Source organism: Agromyces fucosus (genome assembly GCF_004134865.1).
Lineage (GTDB): Bacteria > Actinomycetota > Actinomycetes > Actinomycetales > Microbacteriaceae > Agromyces > Agromyces fucosus.
Window position 1 is genome coordinate 276,497 of record NZ_SDPO01000003.1, and the last position, 15,212, is coordinate 291,708.

14 protein-coding genes are annotated in these 15,212 nt (G+C 72.4%); 9 read left to right on the top strand and 5 right to left on the bottom strand.

Annotated elements, in window-relative coordinates; genetic code table 11:
- Positions 1-252 precede the first annotated feature (252 nt).
- A complete protein-coding gene (locus ESP57_RS12835) occupies positions 253-807 on the top strand; it encodes a DUF6226 family protein (RefSeq protein ID WP_129231860.1) in 555 nt (184 codons plus the stop codon).
- A gap of 191 nt (positions 808-998) precedes the next feature.
- Here the strand turns inward: ESP57_RS12835 and ESP57_RS12840 are convergent, their stop codons facing one another.
- Positions 999-3,281, bottom strand: a complete 2,283-nt coding sequence (locus ESP57_RS12840; RefSeq protein ID WP_129231861.1) for a heavy metal translocating P-type ATPase — start codon at positions 3,279-3,281, stop codon at positions 999-1,001.
- A gap of 197 nt (positions 3,282-3,478) precedes the next feature.
- Between ESP57_RS12840 and ESP57_RS12845 the strand changes: the two genes are divergently transcribed.
- The 8 genes from ESP57_RS12845 (at position 3,479) to ESP57_RS12880 (ending at position 8,818) form a co-directional block, all read left to right on the top strand.
- Positions 3,479-4,477 (top strand): NAD-dependent epimerase/dehydratase family protein, encoded by a 999-nt coding sequence (locus ESP57_RS12845; RefSeq protein WP_129231862.1) that lies wholly within the window; start codon positions 3,479-3,481, stop codon positions 4,475-4,477.
- Positions 4,478-4,555: 78 nt separating this feature from the next.
- Positions 4,556-5,488 carry an arginase family protein gene (locus ESP57_RS12850; protein ID WP_129231863.1) on the top strand — a complete coding sequence of 311 codons (933 nt, stop codon included), beginning with the start codon at positions 4,556-4,558 and terminating at the stop codon, positions 5,486-5,488.
- 47 nt (positions 5,489-5,535) lie between these two features.
- Positions 5,536-6,027 (top strand): SixA phosphatase family protein, encoded by a 492-nt coding sequence (locus ESP57_RS12855; protein WP_056011883.1) that lies wholly within the window; start codon positions 5,536-5,538, stop codon positions 6,025-6,027.
- 202 nt (positions 6,028-6,229) lie between these two features.
- Positions 6,230-6,757: a SixA phosphatase family protein gene (locus ESP57_RS12860; RefSeq protein WP_129231864.1), complete on the top strand. Its 528-nt coding sequence runs from the start codon at positions 6,230-6,232 to the stop codon at positions 6,755-6,757.
- A 48-nt stretch (positions 6,758-6,805) separates the two neighbouring features.
- Complete coding sequence (locus ESP57_RS12865; RefSeq protein WP_129231865.1) at positions 6,806-7,396, top strand: sulfite oxidase-like oxidoreductase; 591 nt, start codon at positions 6,806-6,808, stop codon at positions 7,394-7,396.
- Positions 7,393-8,247 (top strand): FAD-binding oxidoreductase, encoded by an 855-nt coding sequence (locus tag ESP57_RS12870; protein ID WP_341539088.1) that lies wholly within the window; start codon positions 7,393-7,395, stop codon positions 8,245-8,247. The genes ESP57_RS12865 and ESP57_RS12870 overlap by 4 nt, the downstream gene beginning before the upstream one ends.
- Positions 8,247-8,522 carry a DUF6510 family protein gene (locus ESP57_RS12875; protein ID WP_243648522.1) on the top strand — a complete coding sequence of 92 codons (276 nt, stop codon included), beginning with the start codon at positions 8,247-8,249 and terminating at the stop codon, positions 8,520-8,522. The genes ESP57_RS12870 and ESP57_RS12875 overlap by 1 nt, the downstream gene beginning before the upstream one ends.
- Before the next feature lie 2 nt (positions 8,523-8,524).
- A complete protein-coding gene (locus ESP57_RS12880; RefSeq protein ID WP_129232165.1) occupies positions 8,525-8,818 on the top strand; it encodes a DUF503 domain-containing protein in 294 nt (97 codons plus the stop codon).
- A 15-nt stretch (positions 8,819-8,833) separates the two neighbouring features.
- Here the strand turns inward: ESP57_RS12880 and hutI are convergent, their stop codons facing one another.
- The 4 genes from hutI to hutH all read right to left on the bottom strand — a co-directional run bounded on the left by hutI (position 8,834) and on the right by hutH (position 15,160).
- Positions 8,834-10,132, bottom strand: coding sequence for an imidazolonepropionase (gene hutI / locus ESP57_RS12885; protein ID WP_165877466.1), 1,299 nt, complete (start codon positions 10,130-10,132; stop codon positions 8,834-8,836).
- Positions 10,129-11,820, bottom strand: a complete 1,692-nt coding sequence (hutU, locus tag ESP57_RS12890) for a urocanate hydratase (protein WP_115960504.1) — start codon at positions 11,818-11,820, stop codon at positions 10,129-10,131. Before hutU ends, hutI begins: the two co-directional genes overlap by 4 nt.
- Positions 11,821-11,955: 135 nt before the next feature.
- Entirely contained in the window at positions 11,956-13,440 is a 1,485-nt protein-coding gene (locus ESP57_RS12895) for a M23 family metallopeptidase (RefSeq protein WP_129231866.1), read from the bottom strand.
- A gap of 130 nt (positions 13,441-13,570) precedes the next feature.
- Complete coding sequence (gene hutH / locus ESP57_RS12900; RefSeq protein WP_129231867.1) at positions 13,571-15,160, bottom strand: histidine ammonia-lyase; 1,590 nt, start codon at positions 15,158-15,160, stop codon at positions 13,571-13,573.
- Positions 15,161-15,212: the final 52 nt, after the last annotated feature.

A 15,212-nucleotide genomic window follows, 5' to 3' on the forward strand; every position in this document is an offset into this window, starting at 1 on the left:
TAGGTTCGCCGCGGAGGTGGCCATGCACGGAGCACGCGGTTCGAGGCCGACGGCGACGAGGGTGGCTGAGGTGGTGCTGACGCTGGCGGTTCTGGCGGCACTGACCGGATGCTCTGGGGCGAGCGTGGCCGCCGACGAGGCGACAGCGACGCCCGAGGCGACGGATGCAGCGGGGGCAGGCTGATGACCGAGCCCCGCGGGACCGGCACGACTCGACCATGCGAGCCACCACGGCGCGGCGCGGCATCGGGCGTGGACGACCTTCCGGACGAACCCCGTCGCTGGGGCATCGAGTCCGACGGCCCGCCGCAGGAGGCCTACAGCCGAGTCGGCGACGCCGAGCGCTACCGCCCGCTCCACGCCTTCGCCCTTGCGCTCGTCGACGAGCTCGAAGCGGAGTTCGACGTCGAGCGCGACGACGAGCCGTCGCTCGATGCCTGGCTCACCGACGGCGTCGACGTCGTCCGCGCGGTCCGGCTGCGCCCGCGAGCGGATGTCGCGGCGCCGATCACGATCGGCCTCACCTCGTTCCCCGGCCTCGTGGTCGGATGCGGCGAGTTCACGCGGCTGCCGTCGCCGTTCTGCGGATGCGACGCGTGCGACGAGCATCTCGCCGACTCGGTCGCGTCGGTGCGCGAGCATGTCGACGCCGTCGTGTCGGGCGGCTTCGCCGAGGCATCCGGTGGCTGGGCGTCGTTCCGTACCGAACGTGGCTCGAGCGAGGGCGGCGGCCCCGGCCCGTACGGCCCACGTCGCGCATGGGCGGCGTGGCCGCGCTGCCCACGAGTCACTGGCCACGTCGGCTGATTCACGCCGACCGGGTGTTCCTCGAGTTTCGCGCCGGCGATTGCGAGGAGATCGGCGATTGCGAGGAGTCTCCGCGCGAAAACCGTCCTCTGAATCGCCGATCTCCTCGCATTTGCGGCTCGGGTGCGGGCAGGGTGGGCCCTGCTGCTCGGGTGATGGCAGGGTGGGAGACGGCGCGGCGAGCGGATGCCTCAGCTCGCGCGCTCGAGCACTGCACGGGTCGAGGCCTCCGGCCGCAGATCGAGGCGGCGCAGCAACTGCGCGTTCGCCGCGACGATGACGGTCGAGAGGCTCATCAGGATCGCGCCGACCGACATCGGCAGCACGAACCCGATGGGCGCGAGGATGCCCGCCGCGAGCGGCACCGACACGAGGTTGTACCCGGCCGCCCACCACAGGTTCTGCGACATCTTGCGGTAGCTCGCCCGCGACAGCTCGATGACCGAGATCACCGAACGCGGGTCCGACGACGCGAGGATCACGCCGGCGGAGGCGATCGCGACATCTGTTCCCGCGCCGATGGCGATGCCGACGTTCGCCTGCGCGAGCGCCGGGGCGTCGTTGACGCCGTCGCCGACCATCGCGACCGAGAGGCCCTCGTGCTGCAGTTCCTGCACCTTCGCGGACTTGTCCTCGGGGCGCACGCCCGCGTAGACCCGATCGATGCCGAGCTGCGCCGCGACGGTGCGCGCCACCGGCTCGGCGTCGCCCGTGATCATGACGACCTGCACGCCGAGGGCGTGGAGTGCGTCGACCGCCTCCTTCGACTCGGGGCAGATCTCGTCGGCCAGCGCGATGGCGCCGGCCACCTGGCCGTCGACGAGCACGTGCAGCACCGTCGAGCCGGCTTCGGCCCAGGCGACGGATGCCGCGAGCGGTTCGAGGTTCTCGCGCTCGAGCATGCCGGGGCCGCCGACCTGCACGGCCCGTCCGTCGACCGTTGCACGGACGCCGATCGCGGCGGAGGCCTCGAAGCCCTGAGCAGCGCGCGTCGCGAGTCCACGGTGCGCGGCCTCCGCGACGATCGCCTTCGCGAGGGGGTGCTCGGAGTCGCCCTCGGCGGATGCCGCGAGCACGAGCACCTCATCGAGGTCGTGACCGGGTGCGGCCGCGGCATCCGTCACCGCCGGCTCGCCCTTCGTCAGCGTGCCGGTCTTGTCGAAGAGCACAGCGCCGACCGTGCGCATCGTCTCGAGCGCGAGGCGGTCGGTGACGAGCACGCCGCCCTTCGCCGCTCGTTCGGTCGCGATCGACACGACGAGCGGGATGGCGAGGCCGAGGGCGTGGGGGCAGGCGATCACGAGCACGGTGATCGTGCGTATCACGGCGTCGTCGGGGTCGCCGAGTAGGGTCCACGCGATCGCGGTGATCACCGCGGCGCCGAGCGCGAACCAGAAGAGCCAACCGGCCGCGCGGTCGGCGAGGCGCTGCGCGCGGGAGGTCGACGCCTGCGCCTGCGCGACGAGGCGCTGGATTCCGGCGAGCGCGGTGTCGTCGCCGACCGCGCCGACCCGGACGCGGATCGCGGTGTCGGTCGCGACCGTGCCGGCGACGACGTGCGCGCCGGGGCCGCGAGCGACCGTCGACGACTCGCCAGTGATCATCGACTCGTCCATCGCGGCGGTGCCGTCGACGACCTCGCCGTCTGCGGGCACGCGGCCGCCGGGGCGCACGATGACGAGGTCGCCGACCGTGAGCTCGGACGGGGAGACGGTCTCGGTCGATGGCGCGCCGCTCGCCCCCTCGTGGGTCGAGCCGTTCGAGACCACTCGCTCGGCCTCGTCGGGGAGCAGCGCCGCGAGCGCGTCGAGTGCGCTCGAGGCCTGCATGATCGAGCGCATCTCGATCCAGTGACCGAGCAGCATGATCACGATGAGGAGCGCGAGCTCCCACCAGAAGTCGAGGTGGTGACTGAGGATGCCGAGGCTCGCGCCCAGCGACGCGAAGTACGCGACCGTGATGGCGAGGCCGATGAGGAGCATCATGCCGGGCTTGCGCGCCTTCAGCTCCGACCATGCGCCCGTGAGGAACGGCTTGCCGCCCCAGAAGTACATGACGGTGCCGAGCACCGGCGAGATCCACGGGATCACCGGGTTGTCGGGCAGCGAGTAGCCGAGGATCGAGGCGAACATCGGGCTGAACGCGATCGTCGGCACGGCGATCACGAGCATGATCCAGAAGAGGCGGCGGAACTGGCCGACGTGGTCGCCGTGCCCCGCGTGTCCGCCATGGCCGCCGTGCGCGCCGATGTCGTGGCCGCCGTGCCCGCTCATGTCGTGACCGGCGTGCCCGCTCATGTCGTGCCCGGCATGCGGGTCGTGATGCGCCTGCGTGCTCATGTCGTGACCCGCGTGCGGATCGTGACCGGCGTGCTGGTCGACCGCGGAGGCCGCCTGATGTCCCGCGTGGGGGTCGTGGTGGTCGTGGCCGGCGTGACCGTCGTGGTCGGGCCGTTCACCGTGCGTCGTGCTCATCGATCTTCCTCCGTCGTGCCGCTCGGTTCAGTCGAGCTTATACCCCTAGGGGGTATCTGTCACCAGGTGGAACGCCTGTCAGTCGGGACTATTCCCGAGTCATGACGAACGCCTCCGACGGTAGCAGCGGATGCCGCGGGGTTCGCGGATCGAGAACAGGGGCGCGCGCGGCATCCGCATCGTGTTGTGATGTCGGCATGGACATCCTGATTCTCGGTGGCACGCAGTGGCTCGGCCGCGAACTCGCCAAGGAGGCGCTGCGGCGCGGGCACGCCGTCACCTCGCTCGCGAGAGGCGAGGCGGGGGCGGTGGCCGAGGGGTCGACATTCGTGGCGGCCGATCGCTCGAAGCCCGACGCCTACGACGCCGTCACGGATCGCGAGTGGGACGCCGTCATCGACGTGACCCGGCAGCCGGGCTTCGCGCGCCGAGCGGCCGAGGACCTGGCGCCGCACGCGGCCCATTGGACCTTCATCTCCTCCTGCAACGTCTATGCAGCGCAGAACGAGCCCGGCGCCGACGAGTCGGCCGAGCTCATGGCGCCGCTCGCGGCCGACGAGTCGACGGCGGAGACCTATGGCGAGGCGAAGTCCGCCATCGAGTCGGCATATCGTGACGCGCTCGGCGACCGGCTGCTCGTGATCCGCCCGGGTCTCATCGTCGGCCCCGGCGACGCCTCGGGTCGCGGCGGCTACTGGGTTGCGCGTGCTGCCCGGAGTGACGAGCCCATGCTCGTCCCCGACATCCTCGACGACGCCGTGCAGGCGATCCACGTCGACGACCTCGTGACGTTCACGATCGATGCCGTCGAGCGCCGGCTCACCGGGGCGTTCAACGCGGTCGGCGAGCCCACGACGTTCGGCGACTGGCTCGAGCGCTCGCGCGCCCTCGCCGGACACGAGGGCGAGGTCGTCGCCGTCTCGCCCGCGTGGCTCGCCGAACAGGGGGTCGCCGAATGGTCGGGCCCCGAGTCGCTCCCGCTCTGGATCATCGACCCCGAATGGAGGGCCTTCCTCGACCGGTCGAACGCCGCGGCGCTCGCGGCGGGCCTGCGCCTGCGTCCGCTCGACCAGCTGCTGCAGGAGATCCTCGACTGGGAGCGCAGCGAGGGACTCGAGCGCGAGCGCGGCGCCGGGCTCAGCGCTGAACGCGAGCGCGAGCTGCTCGCGGCGCTCCGCGGCCCGTCGATCGAGTAGCGACACCGTCCGGTATCGCAGACACGAGTGGTGACGGATGCCTCGGCTCGCGGCATCCGTCGTTGCTACCGTCTGACCATGGGAACCGCTGCGCTTCCGAACGATCCGCTCTGGCCTCGGGCCGGCGACTGGCCGCCGCTCGACGCGCTCGACCCGGGGGAGCGCGCCGATCTCGCCCTCGTCGGCGTGCCGGCGTTCAGCACCTCGCTCTCGCCGACCGGCGCGCACGCGACGCCCGCGGCGATCCGCGCGGCGCTGCGCCGCTACAGCCCGACGCTCATGGCCGACCGCGGTCGCCGGAGCGATGCGCGTTCACTCGACGACCTCGTGGTCGTCGACGCCGGCGACGTCGCCGAGCCCGACGGTCCCGAGGGCGAGGCGCGGGTGCGTGCCGCGGTCGCCGCAGCAGCGTCCCGTGCCGGCGCCGTCGTCGCGCTCGGCGGCGACAACTCCCTGACCTCGCCCGTGGCGCTCGGCGTCTGGGGCGATCGGCTCGCCACGGCCGGGCTCATCACGCTCGACGCGCACTACGACCTGCGCGACGGCGTGAGCAACGGCTCGCCCGTGCGCCGGCTGCTCGAAGCCGGCCTCGACGGCCGCCGCGTCGTGCAGATCGGCATCGCGGACTTCGTGAACTCCCGCGAGTACGCCGATCGCGCCCGCGACGCCGGCATCACGGTCGTGCATCGCGACGAGCTGCACCGCCGCCCGATGGACGAAGTGTTCGCCGAGGCGCTCGAGATCGCGGGTGCCGGCGGCGGGCCGATCCACGTCGACCTCGACGTCGACGTGTGCGACCGCGCGGTGGCGCCGGGGTGCCCCGCTTCGGTGCCCGGCGGCCTCTCGGCGTGGGAGCTGCGGCAGGCCGCGCGGGCGGCGGGAGCCGATCCGCGGGTGGAATCGATCGACCTCGCCGAGGTGGACGCCACGGCCGACGCCGCCGACGGCCGCACCGTTCGGCTCGCCGCGCTCTGCGTGCTGGAGGTCGCTGCGGGAATCGCCCTACGCTGACAGCGTGCCTCGATCGAGTCGCACACCCTGAACACGGGAACGGAACCATGAAGACTCTCCTGCTGGTGCGGCATGCCAAATCGAGCTGGGGCGACCAGGCTCTCCCCGACCACGAACGTCCGCTGAACCATCGGGGCCGGCGTGATGCGCCGAGGGTGGGCGAGCGACTGCGGGAGCGGGGCGTCGTTCCCGACGTGATCGTGACGAGCACTGCGGTGCGCGCCCGCTCGACGGCGGAGATCCTCGCCCGGGCGCTCGACGTCGACTCCGGCCGGATCGTGGAGGACGGCCGTCTCTACGGTGCCACTCCCGATGGCCTGCTCGAGGTCATCCGGGCCCACGACGACGAGGTGGACAGCCTCATGCTGGTCGGCCACAACCCCGAGATCGGCGATCTCGCATCGCGGCTCTCGGACGAGGTTCCCGAGATGCCGACCTGCGCCGTCGCCGAGTTCCGTTTCGACGTCGCCGACTGGGCGGAGGTCGGCGCCGCGACGCCGGTCGAGGTGCGGTTCGAGGCTCCTGCTCACGACCGGTGACGACACTCCGTCCGGTGCAGCGAGGGCGGTGCTCGCCACGAGAGCACCTCGCCGTCCATCGGCCTCGCCGGGCTCGATGCCACCGCGGATGCGCCAGAGGGGCGTACGGTACGACTGGCGGCATTCCGCGTGCTGGAGGCCGCCGCGGGCAGGCACTGCGCCGGCAGGCGTGCGCGCGAACGGCCCGACGGAAGGACGCATCGTGAAGACCCTCGTGCTCATGCGACATGCGACTTCGAGCTGGGACTCGCCAGGCCTCGTCGATCACGATCGGCCGCTGAACGATCACGGCCGCGAAGACGCGCCCCGCATGGGCCGGCGACTCGTCGAACGCGGCATCGAGCCCGACGTGATCATCACGAGCACCGCCGAGCGCGCCCGGTCGACGGCCGCGCTGGTGGCAGGTCAACTCGGCACCCCCGCCCGGCGCATCATCGCCGACGAACGGCTCTACGCCGCGTCGGTCGACACGATGATGCGCGTCATCCGCTCGCTCGACGACCGGCTCGCCGTCGCGATGCTCGTCGGACACAATCCCGAGATGACCGAGCTCGCGACCCGCTTCTCGAAGACCGCCGAGGCCATGTCGACGGCGGCGATCGCCGTCTTCACCTTCGATACGGCCTCGTGGGCCGATGTGCGCACGACGCCGAGCGCGGGCAGGGCCGCGGCGGCGCCGGTCGGCGTGACGTTCGACGCCCCCGACCGGTCGCACGACCGGAACCGGTGACAGCCGCCTCCTGCGTCGCTAGTGTCGATGCCAACGGGAGGGAGCGCCATGTCGTTCATCACCAGGGGATTCAGCGGGCGCAGCCGTGATCGCGACGATCGGCTTCCACCCGGCCAGACGCTCGTGCCCGATTTCCCGGTGCTGTCGGCGGGGCCGACGCCCGAGGTCGACACCGCGGAGTGGGAGTTCACGATCCGCACCGAGTCGGGCGTGCACCGGTGGAACTGGGACGAGTTCATGGCCCTCGCGATCGAGGACGTCGACACCGACATCCATTGCGTCACGCACTGGTCGAAGCTCGGCACGAATTGGCGCGGCGTCTCGCTCGACACCCTCTTCGAACACGTCGAGACGGAGCGGGAGTTCGTCATGGCGCACAGCTACGGCGGCTACACGACCAACGTGCCCCTCGATGAGCTGCTCGGCGGCAAGGCGTGGGTCGCGTTCGAGTTCGACGGCGAACCGCTCGAGCCCGAGCACGGCGGGCCGGCCCGGTTGCTCGTGCCGCACCTCTACTTCTGGAAGAGCGCGAAGTGGGTGCGCGGACTCCTGATGATGGACGAGGACGAGCCAGGATTCTGGGAGCAGAACGGCTACCACCTCCACGGGGACCCGTGGACCGAGGAGCGCTACTGGTGAGCGAGGCCGTCGCCCAGAGGCCGGAATCGAATGCCCCGTCGGCGGTGCCGCCAAGCGCCGCGCTGCGTGCGGTGCCCCGCTCGGGCTGGCACGTCGCGACCGTCGCGTCGACGCGCCGCGAGACGCCGAACGCGTCACGCCTCGAGCTCGACGTCGACGGATGGCCCGGCAACGCCGCCGGACAGCATCTCGATGTGCGGCTCACCGCACCCGACGGCTACACGGCGACCCGCTCGTACTCGATTGCATCGTCGGGCACCGGCACCCGCGTCACCCTCGCGGTCGACAAGCTGCCCGACGGCGAGGTCTCGCCGTATCTCGTCGACGAGGTGCGCGGCGGTGACATGCTCGAGGTGCACGGACCGCTCGGCGCATTCTTCGTGTGGGCACCGGATGCCGCGGCAGCGGGCGACTCGGACGGCGACGACACCGGCGGCCCCACGGCAGGAACCCGGCCCGTGCAGCTCATCGCGGGCGGCTCGGGCGTCGTGCCGCTGTTCGCGATGGCCGCGGCCCACGGTGCGGTCGCCGATTCGACGCCGTTCCGCCTGCTCTACTCGGTCCGGAGCCCCGACGACGTCTACTTCGCCGACGAGTTGCAGCGGCTCGCCGAGGCATCCGCACCGTTGCGACTCGACCTCGTCTACACGCGCCGCGCACCCGACGGATGGCCGTCGTCACCGGCGCGCATCACTCGAGAGGTGCTCGAGACGGCCGTGATCCCGGCGGCCGAGCGGCCGCGGGTCTTCGTCTGCGGGTCGACCGGCTTCGTCGAGCGCGTCGCCGACTGGCTCGTCGAGCTGGGCCATGATGCACGGTCGATCCGCACCGAGCGATACGGAGGCACCTGATGGAGCATGTCGACGGCAACGCCCTGGCGGGTCCGCTCGCGGAGTTCTTCAGCTTCGACGCGACCACCGCGACGGCGCGATGCAACGGGTGCGGTGCGATCGGCGAGCTCGCCCGCGCGATGGTCTACCGCAGCGGCGCCGGCACCGTGGTGCGCTGCAGCAGCTGCGACCACGTGCTCGCCACCCTCGTCGAGACCGCCGGGCGCGCCTGGATCGGCCTCAGCGGCATCAGTGCGATCGAGGTGCCCCGGGGCCCAGCCACATCGTCGGGGTGACCATGTGGATCGGCTGGATCGAGTTCGACGTGCTGCTCGGCGACGTGCACTCGCTGAAGGGCAAGCGCGCCGTCATCCGGCCGATCATGGCCGAGTTGCGGCGCACGACCGAGGCGAGTGTGGCGGAGGTCGGCGAACAGGACCTGCATCGTCGCACGGTCATCGGACTCGGCGTGGTCTCGTCCGCGCCCGACCGGGTGACCGAGACGCTCGACCGGGCTGAACGGCTCGTCGCCGATCGGCCCGAGGTCACGTTGCTCTCGACCCGGCGCGGCCTGCATCGCAGCGACGACTGAGTGGATGCCCCGGCGTCAGCCCGACGCGACGACCGCGCCGTCCTTCCAGACGCGTGAGATGAGCGGCACCCCGGGCCGGTAGGCGAGGTGAACGTGGCTCGGCGCCGAGAGCTCGACGAGGTCGGCGCGCATGCCGGGGCGGATCGCACCGACATCCGTTCGCCGCAGCGCGAGGGCACCGCCCGCGGTCGACGCCCAGACCGCCTCGGCCGGGGTCATGCCCATGTCGCGCACGGCGACGGCGATGCAGAACGGCAGCGAGCTCGTGAAGCTCGAGCCCGGGTTGCAGTCGCTCGCGAGCGCGACGGTGACGCCGGCCTCGATGAGGCGTCGGGCGTCGGGGTAGGGCTGCCGCGTCGAGAACTCGACGCCCGGCAGCAGGGTCGCCACGGTATCGGATGACGCGAGCGCCGCGACATCCGCATCGCTCAAGTAGGTGCAGTGGTCGACCGACGCGGCGCCGAGTTCGACCGCGAGCTGGACGCCCGGCCCTTCGCCGAGCTGGTTGCCGTGCACCCGAACGCCGAGTCCGGCAGCCGCCCCGGCCTCGAGCACGCGTCGCGACTGCTCGGCGGTGAAGGCGCCGCGCTCGCAGAAGGCGTCGACCCAGCGCGAGTGCGGGGCGCACGCGTCGAGCATCTCGCCCACGACGAGGTCGACGTACGTCTCGGCGGCTTGATCGGCGTCGCCGCCGAACGCAGGGTCCTCGCGGAACTCGAACGGCACGACGTGCGCGCCGAGGAACGTCACCTCGGAGGTGACCTCGTGGGCGAGCCGTACGAGCCGTTCCTCGTCAGCGACCGAGAGGCCGTAGCCCGACTTGATCTCGAAGGTCGTCGTGCCCTGCGCGTGCAGCTCGGCGACGAATCCGGCGAGCCGCGCTCGCAGCTCGTCGTCGCTCGCGGCTCGCGTCGCCGCAACCGTCGAGCGGATGCCGCCGGCTTCGTACCGCTGCCCGGCCATGCGGGCGGCGAACTCCGCCGCGCGGTCGCCGCCGAAGACGAGGTGCGAATGGCTGTCGACGAAGCCGGGGATGACGGCCCGGCCGCCGGCGTCGACGACCTCGACGTCGGCGTCCCACAGCGAGCGGTGCTCGTCGCCGTCGCGCCGGTCTTCGCGTTCGACCCGGTGACCGAGGCGCTCGTCGGCGTGCGTGGCGGTGCCGACCCACGCGATGCGTCCGTCTTCGACGAGCACGGCGGCGTCACGCACGATGCCGAGCAGGCCCGCCTCGCGATCGGGCGACGGGTCGTTCGTGATGAGCTCGCCGATGCCGGTCAGCAGCATGCGCCCGGCGGCGCCCCCGTCGCTCATGCCTCGAGCATAGGCACGCGCAGGCCGCGCTCGCGAGCGACCTCGACCGCTCGGTCGTACCCGGCGTCGACGTGGCGCATGACCCCGGTGCCAGGGTCGTTCACGAGCACGCGCGCGATCTTCTCGGCGGCGAGCTCGGTGCCGTCGGCGACGATGACCTGTCCGGCGTGGATCGAACGCCCGATGCCGACGCCGCCGCCGTGGTGGATCGAGACCCACGTCGCACCCGACGCCGTGTTCAGCAGGGCGTTCAGGAGCGGCCAGTCGGCGATCGCGTCGGAGCCGTCGGCCATGGACTCGGTCTCGCGATATGGGCTCGCCACGGATCCCGAGTCGAGGTGGTCGCGACCGATCGCGACCGGGGCACTGAGCTCGCCCGAGGCGACCATCTCGTTGAACTTCAACCCGGCGAGGTGACGCTCCTGGTAGCCGAGCCAGCAGATGCGCGCCGGCAGGCCCTCGAAGTGCACCTTCTCACCGGCCTGGGTGATCCAGCGGCGGAGGTGCTCGTCGTCGGGGAAGAGCTCGAGGATCGCCCTGTCGGTCGCGGCGATGTCGGCGGGGTCGCCCGAGAGCGCCGCCCAGCGGAACGGCCCCTTGCCCTCGGCGAAGAGGGGCCGGATGTAGGCGGGCACGAAGCCGGGGAACTCGAACGCACGGTCGTACCCGCCGAGCTCTGCTTCGCGGCGGATCGAGTTGCCGTAGTCGAAGACCTCGGCACCGGCGTCCTGGAATCCCACCATCGCTGCCACCTGCTTGGCCATGCTGCCTCGCGCACGATCGGTGAACCCCTCGGGGTCGCGCTCGGCCTCGGCGCGCCAGTCCTCGAATGCGACGCCGACCGGCAGGTACGCGAGCGGGTCGTGGGCGCTCGTCTGGTCGGTCACGATGTCGACCTGCAGCTCTCCGGCGCGGTGGCGCAGGAGCAGGTCGCCGAAGATCAGGGCGGCATTGCCGACGACGCCCACCGAGAGGGCCTCGCCAGCCGCCTTCGCGGCGGTGACACGCGTGATCGCCGCCTCCAGGTCGGTGGTGTACTCGTCGAGGTAGCCGTGCTCGACGCGGCGGGCCAGCCGCGTCTCGTCGACGTCGACGATGAGCACCGCCCCGCCGTTCATGGTGACGGCGAGCGGCTGCGCGCCGCCCATGCCGCCGCAGCCGCCCGTGAGGGTCAGCGTGCCGGCGAGCGTGCCGTCGAACGACGCGCGCGCGATCGCGCCGAACGTCTCGTACGTGCCCTGCAGGATGCCCTGCGTGCCGATGTAGATCCACGAGCCGGCCGTCATCTGGCCGTACATCGTGAGGCCCTGCTGCTCGAGCTTGCGGAACTCGGGCCACGTCGCCCAATCGCCCACGAGGTTCGAGTTGGCGATGAGCACGCGGGGCGCCCACTCGTGCGTGCGGAACACGCCGACGGGCTTGCCCGATTGCACGAGCAGCGTCTCATCGGACTCGAGGCCTTCGAGCGTGCGCACGATCGCGTCGAAGGACTCCCAGTTGCGGGCGGCCTTGCCCGTGCCGCCGTAGACGATGAGGTCCTCTGGCCGCTCGGCGACCTCGGGGTCGAGGTTGTTCATGAGCATGCGCAGCGGCGCCTCGGTCTGCCAGCTCTTGGCGGTGAGCTCGGTGCCGCGGGCGGCCCGAACCGTGCGGGGGCCGGCGGGGGCTGCGATGGGTGCGTCGGTCATGCTCCGATGCTCGCGCACCGCGCGGTCACCGACAACGGATGTCGCGAGCGTGCTGTCTGGGATACCAGACGAGTGCGAGCGCGCCCGACGAACAGTTGCGGGTCGAGCCTGTCGGAACCCGGTTCCGGGAGAGCCTCAGCCGAGCTGGATGCCGCGGGCCGCCATGAACGGCACGGCGTCGACGGCGGTGCCGTCGAGTCGCACCTCGAAGTGCAGGTGGCAGCCGGTCGACGCGCCGGTGCTGCCGACGGCCCCGATGAGCTGACCCGCCGCAACCGCGTCCCCGGGACTGACGAGGATGCCGCCGTCGGAGAGGTGCGCGTACCCGGTCTGCACGCCTGCGCCGTGCTCGAGCAGGATCCAGTTGCCGTAGCTGCCGTTCGCGCGGGCTTCGACGACGATGCCGCCGGTCGCGGCGAAGACGGGCGAGCCGCAGCTCGCCGCGACATCCGTGCCGCGGTGGAAGTCGTTCACGCCGGCGAGGGGCTTGTTCGGCCGGGGGCCGAATCCGTCGGTCTGGTTTCCGGAGACCGGGGGGGCCCAGCCCTGCTCGCTCAGCTGCCCGGCATCGCGCGGGAGCGAATCGATCAGCGAGACGCTCGTCGAAGCCACGCGCGTGCGCAGGCCGGAGAGGTCGGAACGAGCGGATGCCACGGCGCGCTCGGCTGCGGCCACCGCAGCCTGTGCCGCCTCGACCGGCACCGCGTCGACGGCGGCCCACGCCTCGGCGGCGCGCTCCTCTGCGACGTCGGCTTCCGCCGAGCGCTTCTCGGCGATCTTCTGCAGCTTCTCGGCGTCGCCGGTGATCTGGTCGACGCGGGCCACGCCGCCGAGGCCGGCGAGCAGGTCTTTGCCGGAGCCGAAGGCCGCGGCCATGGACGTGAGCGAGCTGTCGCCGCCGCGCGAGGCGGCGAAGGCGGCCGCGCCGGCTGCATCGGCGTCGGCGCGGGCCTCGACGGCCTGCTCCTGCAGTTGCGTCGCCAGCGCCCGGGCCTCGATGCGCGTCGACTGTGCGGCGTCGAACTCCGCCTCAGCGGTGCGGAGTGCTGCGGTCGCCCGATCGAGGGCGGTGCGGGCGCCGAGCAGCGAACTGAGCTGCGGGTCGCTGCCGCTCGAGATGCGCGCGTACGGGCCGCTGCCGACGAGCAGCGAGGCGCCGGGGCTCGCGACCGGGGCGGAGGGGGCCGGCGGCTGCGCCGGAGTCCCCGTCGTCGGCGGCGGCGTCGTGGCCGGCGGGTCGGTGGGCGTCGGGGTGGGAGTGGGCGTCGGGGTCGGCTCGGGGGTCGGCGTCGGCGTGGGCGTCTCGGTCGGCGTCGGCGTCGGTTCGGGCGTCGGCTCCGGGGTCGGCTCGGAAGTGGGTTCGGGTGTCGGCTCCGGTGTGGGTTCGGGCGCCGGTTCGGTCGCCTCCCCGGTCGTGTCGGCCGTCGTGTCGGTGGTGTCGGCGGTGGTCTCCGAGGTCGTCGCCGCCGTCTCGGTCGCGACGATCTCCTCTGCCGATGCCGTGGTGATGCCGGAGATGCCCAGCACGACGACGGCTGCCGCGGCGGCCAGGGCGAGCCCATCGGGGCGAGCGCGACGCACTCGGGACGGGTGGTGCAGGCCGGGCACTCGTTGCATCATCGACATAGGGTTCCGTTCAGACGCCGGCTTCGGGGGCCGACATCTCCCTCAGTCTCTCAGCGCAGGCAGGTCGACACAACACCTGAACGCGTCGATCTCGCACCCTGTTCGGGGCACACGTGGGCCCGGCTCAGTCGAGCGCGCCCGTCGCCGACGTCGCCGCGACGACGATCCGGCCGTGTTCCACGAGGTCCGAGATCGCCTCGATCTCGGGGGAGAGGAAGCGATCGGGCCCCGGCACCGCACCGGTCTCGGCGACGAGCGAGACGACCGCTGCGGTCGCCGCGCCGGGCACGAGCGGTGCCCGCAACGCGAGGCCGCGGGCCGCGGTCATGACCTCGATCGCGAGCACGCGGGAGAGGCCGTCGATCGAACGCCGCAGCTTCCGCGCGGCCGCCCAGCCCATCGAGACGTGGTCCTCCTGCATCGCCGACGACGGGATCGAGTCGACGGATGCCGGCACCGCGAGCCGCTTCAGCTCGGAGACGATGCCTGCGGCGGTGTACTGGGCGATCATGAGACCCGAGTCCACGCCGACCTCGTGCGCGAGGAAGGGTGGCAGGCCCTGGTTGCGCGCGCGGTCGAGGAACCGGTCGGTGCGGCGCTCGCTCATCGACGCGACATCCGCCACGCCGATCGCGAGGAAGTCGAGCACGTAGGCGACCGGGGCGCCGTGGAAGTTGCCGTTCGACTCGACGCGGCCGTCGAGCGTGAGCACGGGGTTGTCGACGGCGCTCGCGAGTTCGGCGTCGGCGACGGATGCCGCGTGCGCGAGCGTGTCGCGTGCGGCGCCGTGCACCTGGGGGGCGCAGCGGAGCGAATAGGCGTCCTGCACGCGCGTGCATTCGGGGCCCTTGTGGCTCTCGACGATGGGCGAGCCGGCCAGCAGGCGCCGCAGGTTCGAGGCGGAGATCGCCTGGCCGCGCTGCGGGCGGAGCGCGTGCAGGTCGGCGGCGAAGACGGCGTCGGTGCCCATGAGTCCCTCGACGCTCATCGCCGCGGCGATGTCTGCGGTGGTGAGGAGCATCCGCAGGTCGTCGATCGCGAGGGCCAGCATGCCGAGCATGCCGTCGGTGCCGTTGATGAGGGCGAGACCCTCCTTCTCGGCGAGGCGGAGCGGCGTGATGCCCGCGGCGGCGAGGGCGCTCGCGGCATCCGTCGTTTCGCCGACCCCTCCGGTCGAGCCCGTCGATACGCGGACCTCGCCCTCGCCCATCGCGACGAGCGCGCAGTGCGCGAGGGGGGCGAGGTCGCCGGAGCATCCGAGCGATCCGTACTCGCGCACGACCGGCGTGATGCCGGCGTTGAGGATCGCCGCGTACGTCTCCGCAGTCTCGCGGCGCACGCCCGTGCGGCCGGTCATGAGGGTCGAGAGGCGCAGCAGCATGAGGGCGCGCACGACCTCGCGTTCGACCTCGGCGCCCGAACCCGCGGCGTGCGAGCGCACGAGGCTCGCCTGCAGCTGGGCGCGGCGGTCCTCGGCGATGAACGTGGTGGCGAGTGCGCCGAAGCCCGTGGAGATGCCGTAGTGCGGCTCGGGGTCGGCCGCGAGTCCCTCGACGATCTCGCGGCTCGCGGCCACGCCGTCGAGCGCTGCGGGGTCGAGCACGACGGATGCCCCGTGGCGGGCCACCGCGACGACGTCGTCGATGCCGAGGGGGCCGGTGCCGACGGTGACGGATGCCGCGGCGCGCGCGGGGGCGGAGTCGTTGCTGCTCATGCCTCCGATTCCACACCGCCCCCACGCGCGCGGGAAGCGCGTGGACTCGGAA

Coding starts and splice junctions, on each gene's coding strand:
- ESP57_RS12840 (WP_129231861.1), bottom strand. CDS start 3,281: ATGAGCACGACGCACGGTGAACGGCCCGACCACGACGGTCACGCCGGC.
- ESP57_RS12845 (WP_129231862.1), top strand. CDS start 3,479: ATGGACATCCTGATTCTCGGTGGCACGCAGTGGCTCGGCCGCGAACTC.
- ESP57_RS12850 (WP_129231863.1), top strand. CDS start 4,556: ATGGGAACCGCTGCGCTTCCGAACGATCCGCTCTGGCCTCGGGCCGGC.
- ESP57_RS12855 (WP_056011883.1), top strand. CDS start 5,536: ATGAAGACTCTCCTGCTGGTGCGGCATGCCAAATCGAGCTGGGGCGAC.
- ESP57_RS12865 (WP_129231865.1), top strand. CDS start 6,806: ATGTCGTTCATCACCAGGGGATTCAGCGGGCGCAGCCGTGATCGCGAC.
- ESP57_RS12875 (WP_243648522.1), top strand. CDS start 8,247: ATGGAGCATGTCGACGGCAACGCCCTGGCGGGTCCGCTCGCGGAGTTC.
- ESP57_RS12880 (WP_129232165.1), top strand. CDS start 8,525: ATGTGGATCGGCTGGATCGAGTTCGACGTGCTGCTCGGCGACGTGCAC.
- hutI (WP_165877466.1), bottom strand. CDS start 10,132: ATGAGCGACGGGGGCGCCGCCGGGCGCATGCTGCTGACCGGCATCGGC.
- hutU (WP_115960504.1), bottom strand. CDS start 11,820: ATGACCGACGCACCCATCGCAGCCCCCGCCGGCCCCCGCACGGTTCGG.
- ESP57_RS12895 (WP_129231866.1), bottom strand. CDS start 13,440: ATGATGCAACGAGTGCCCGGCCTGCACCACCCGTCCCGAGTGCGTCGC.
- hutH (WP_129231867.1), bottom strand. CDS start 15,160: ATGAGCAGCAACGACTCCGCCCCCGCGCGCGCCGCGGCATCCGTCACC.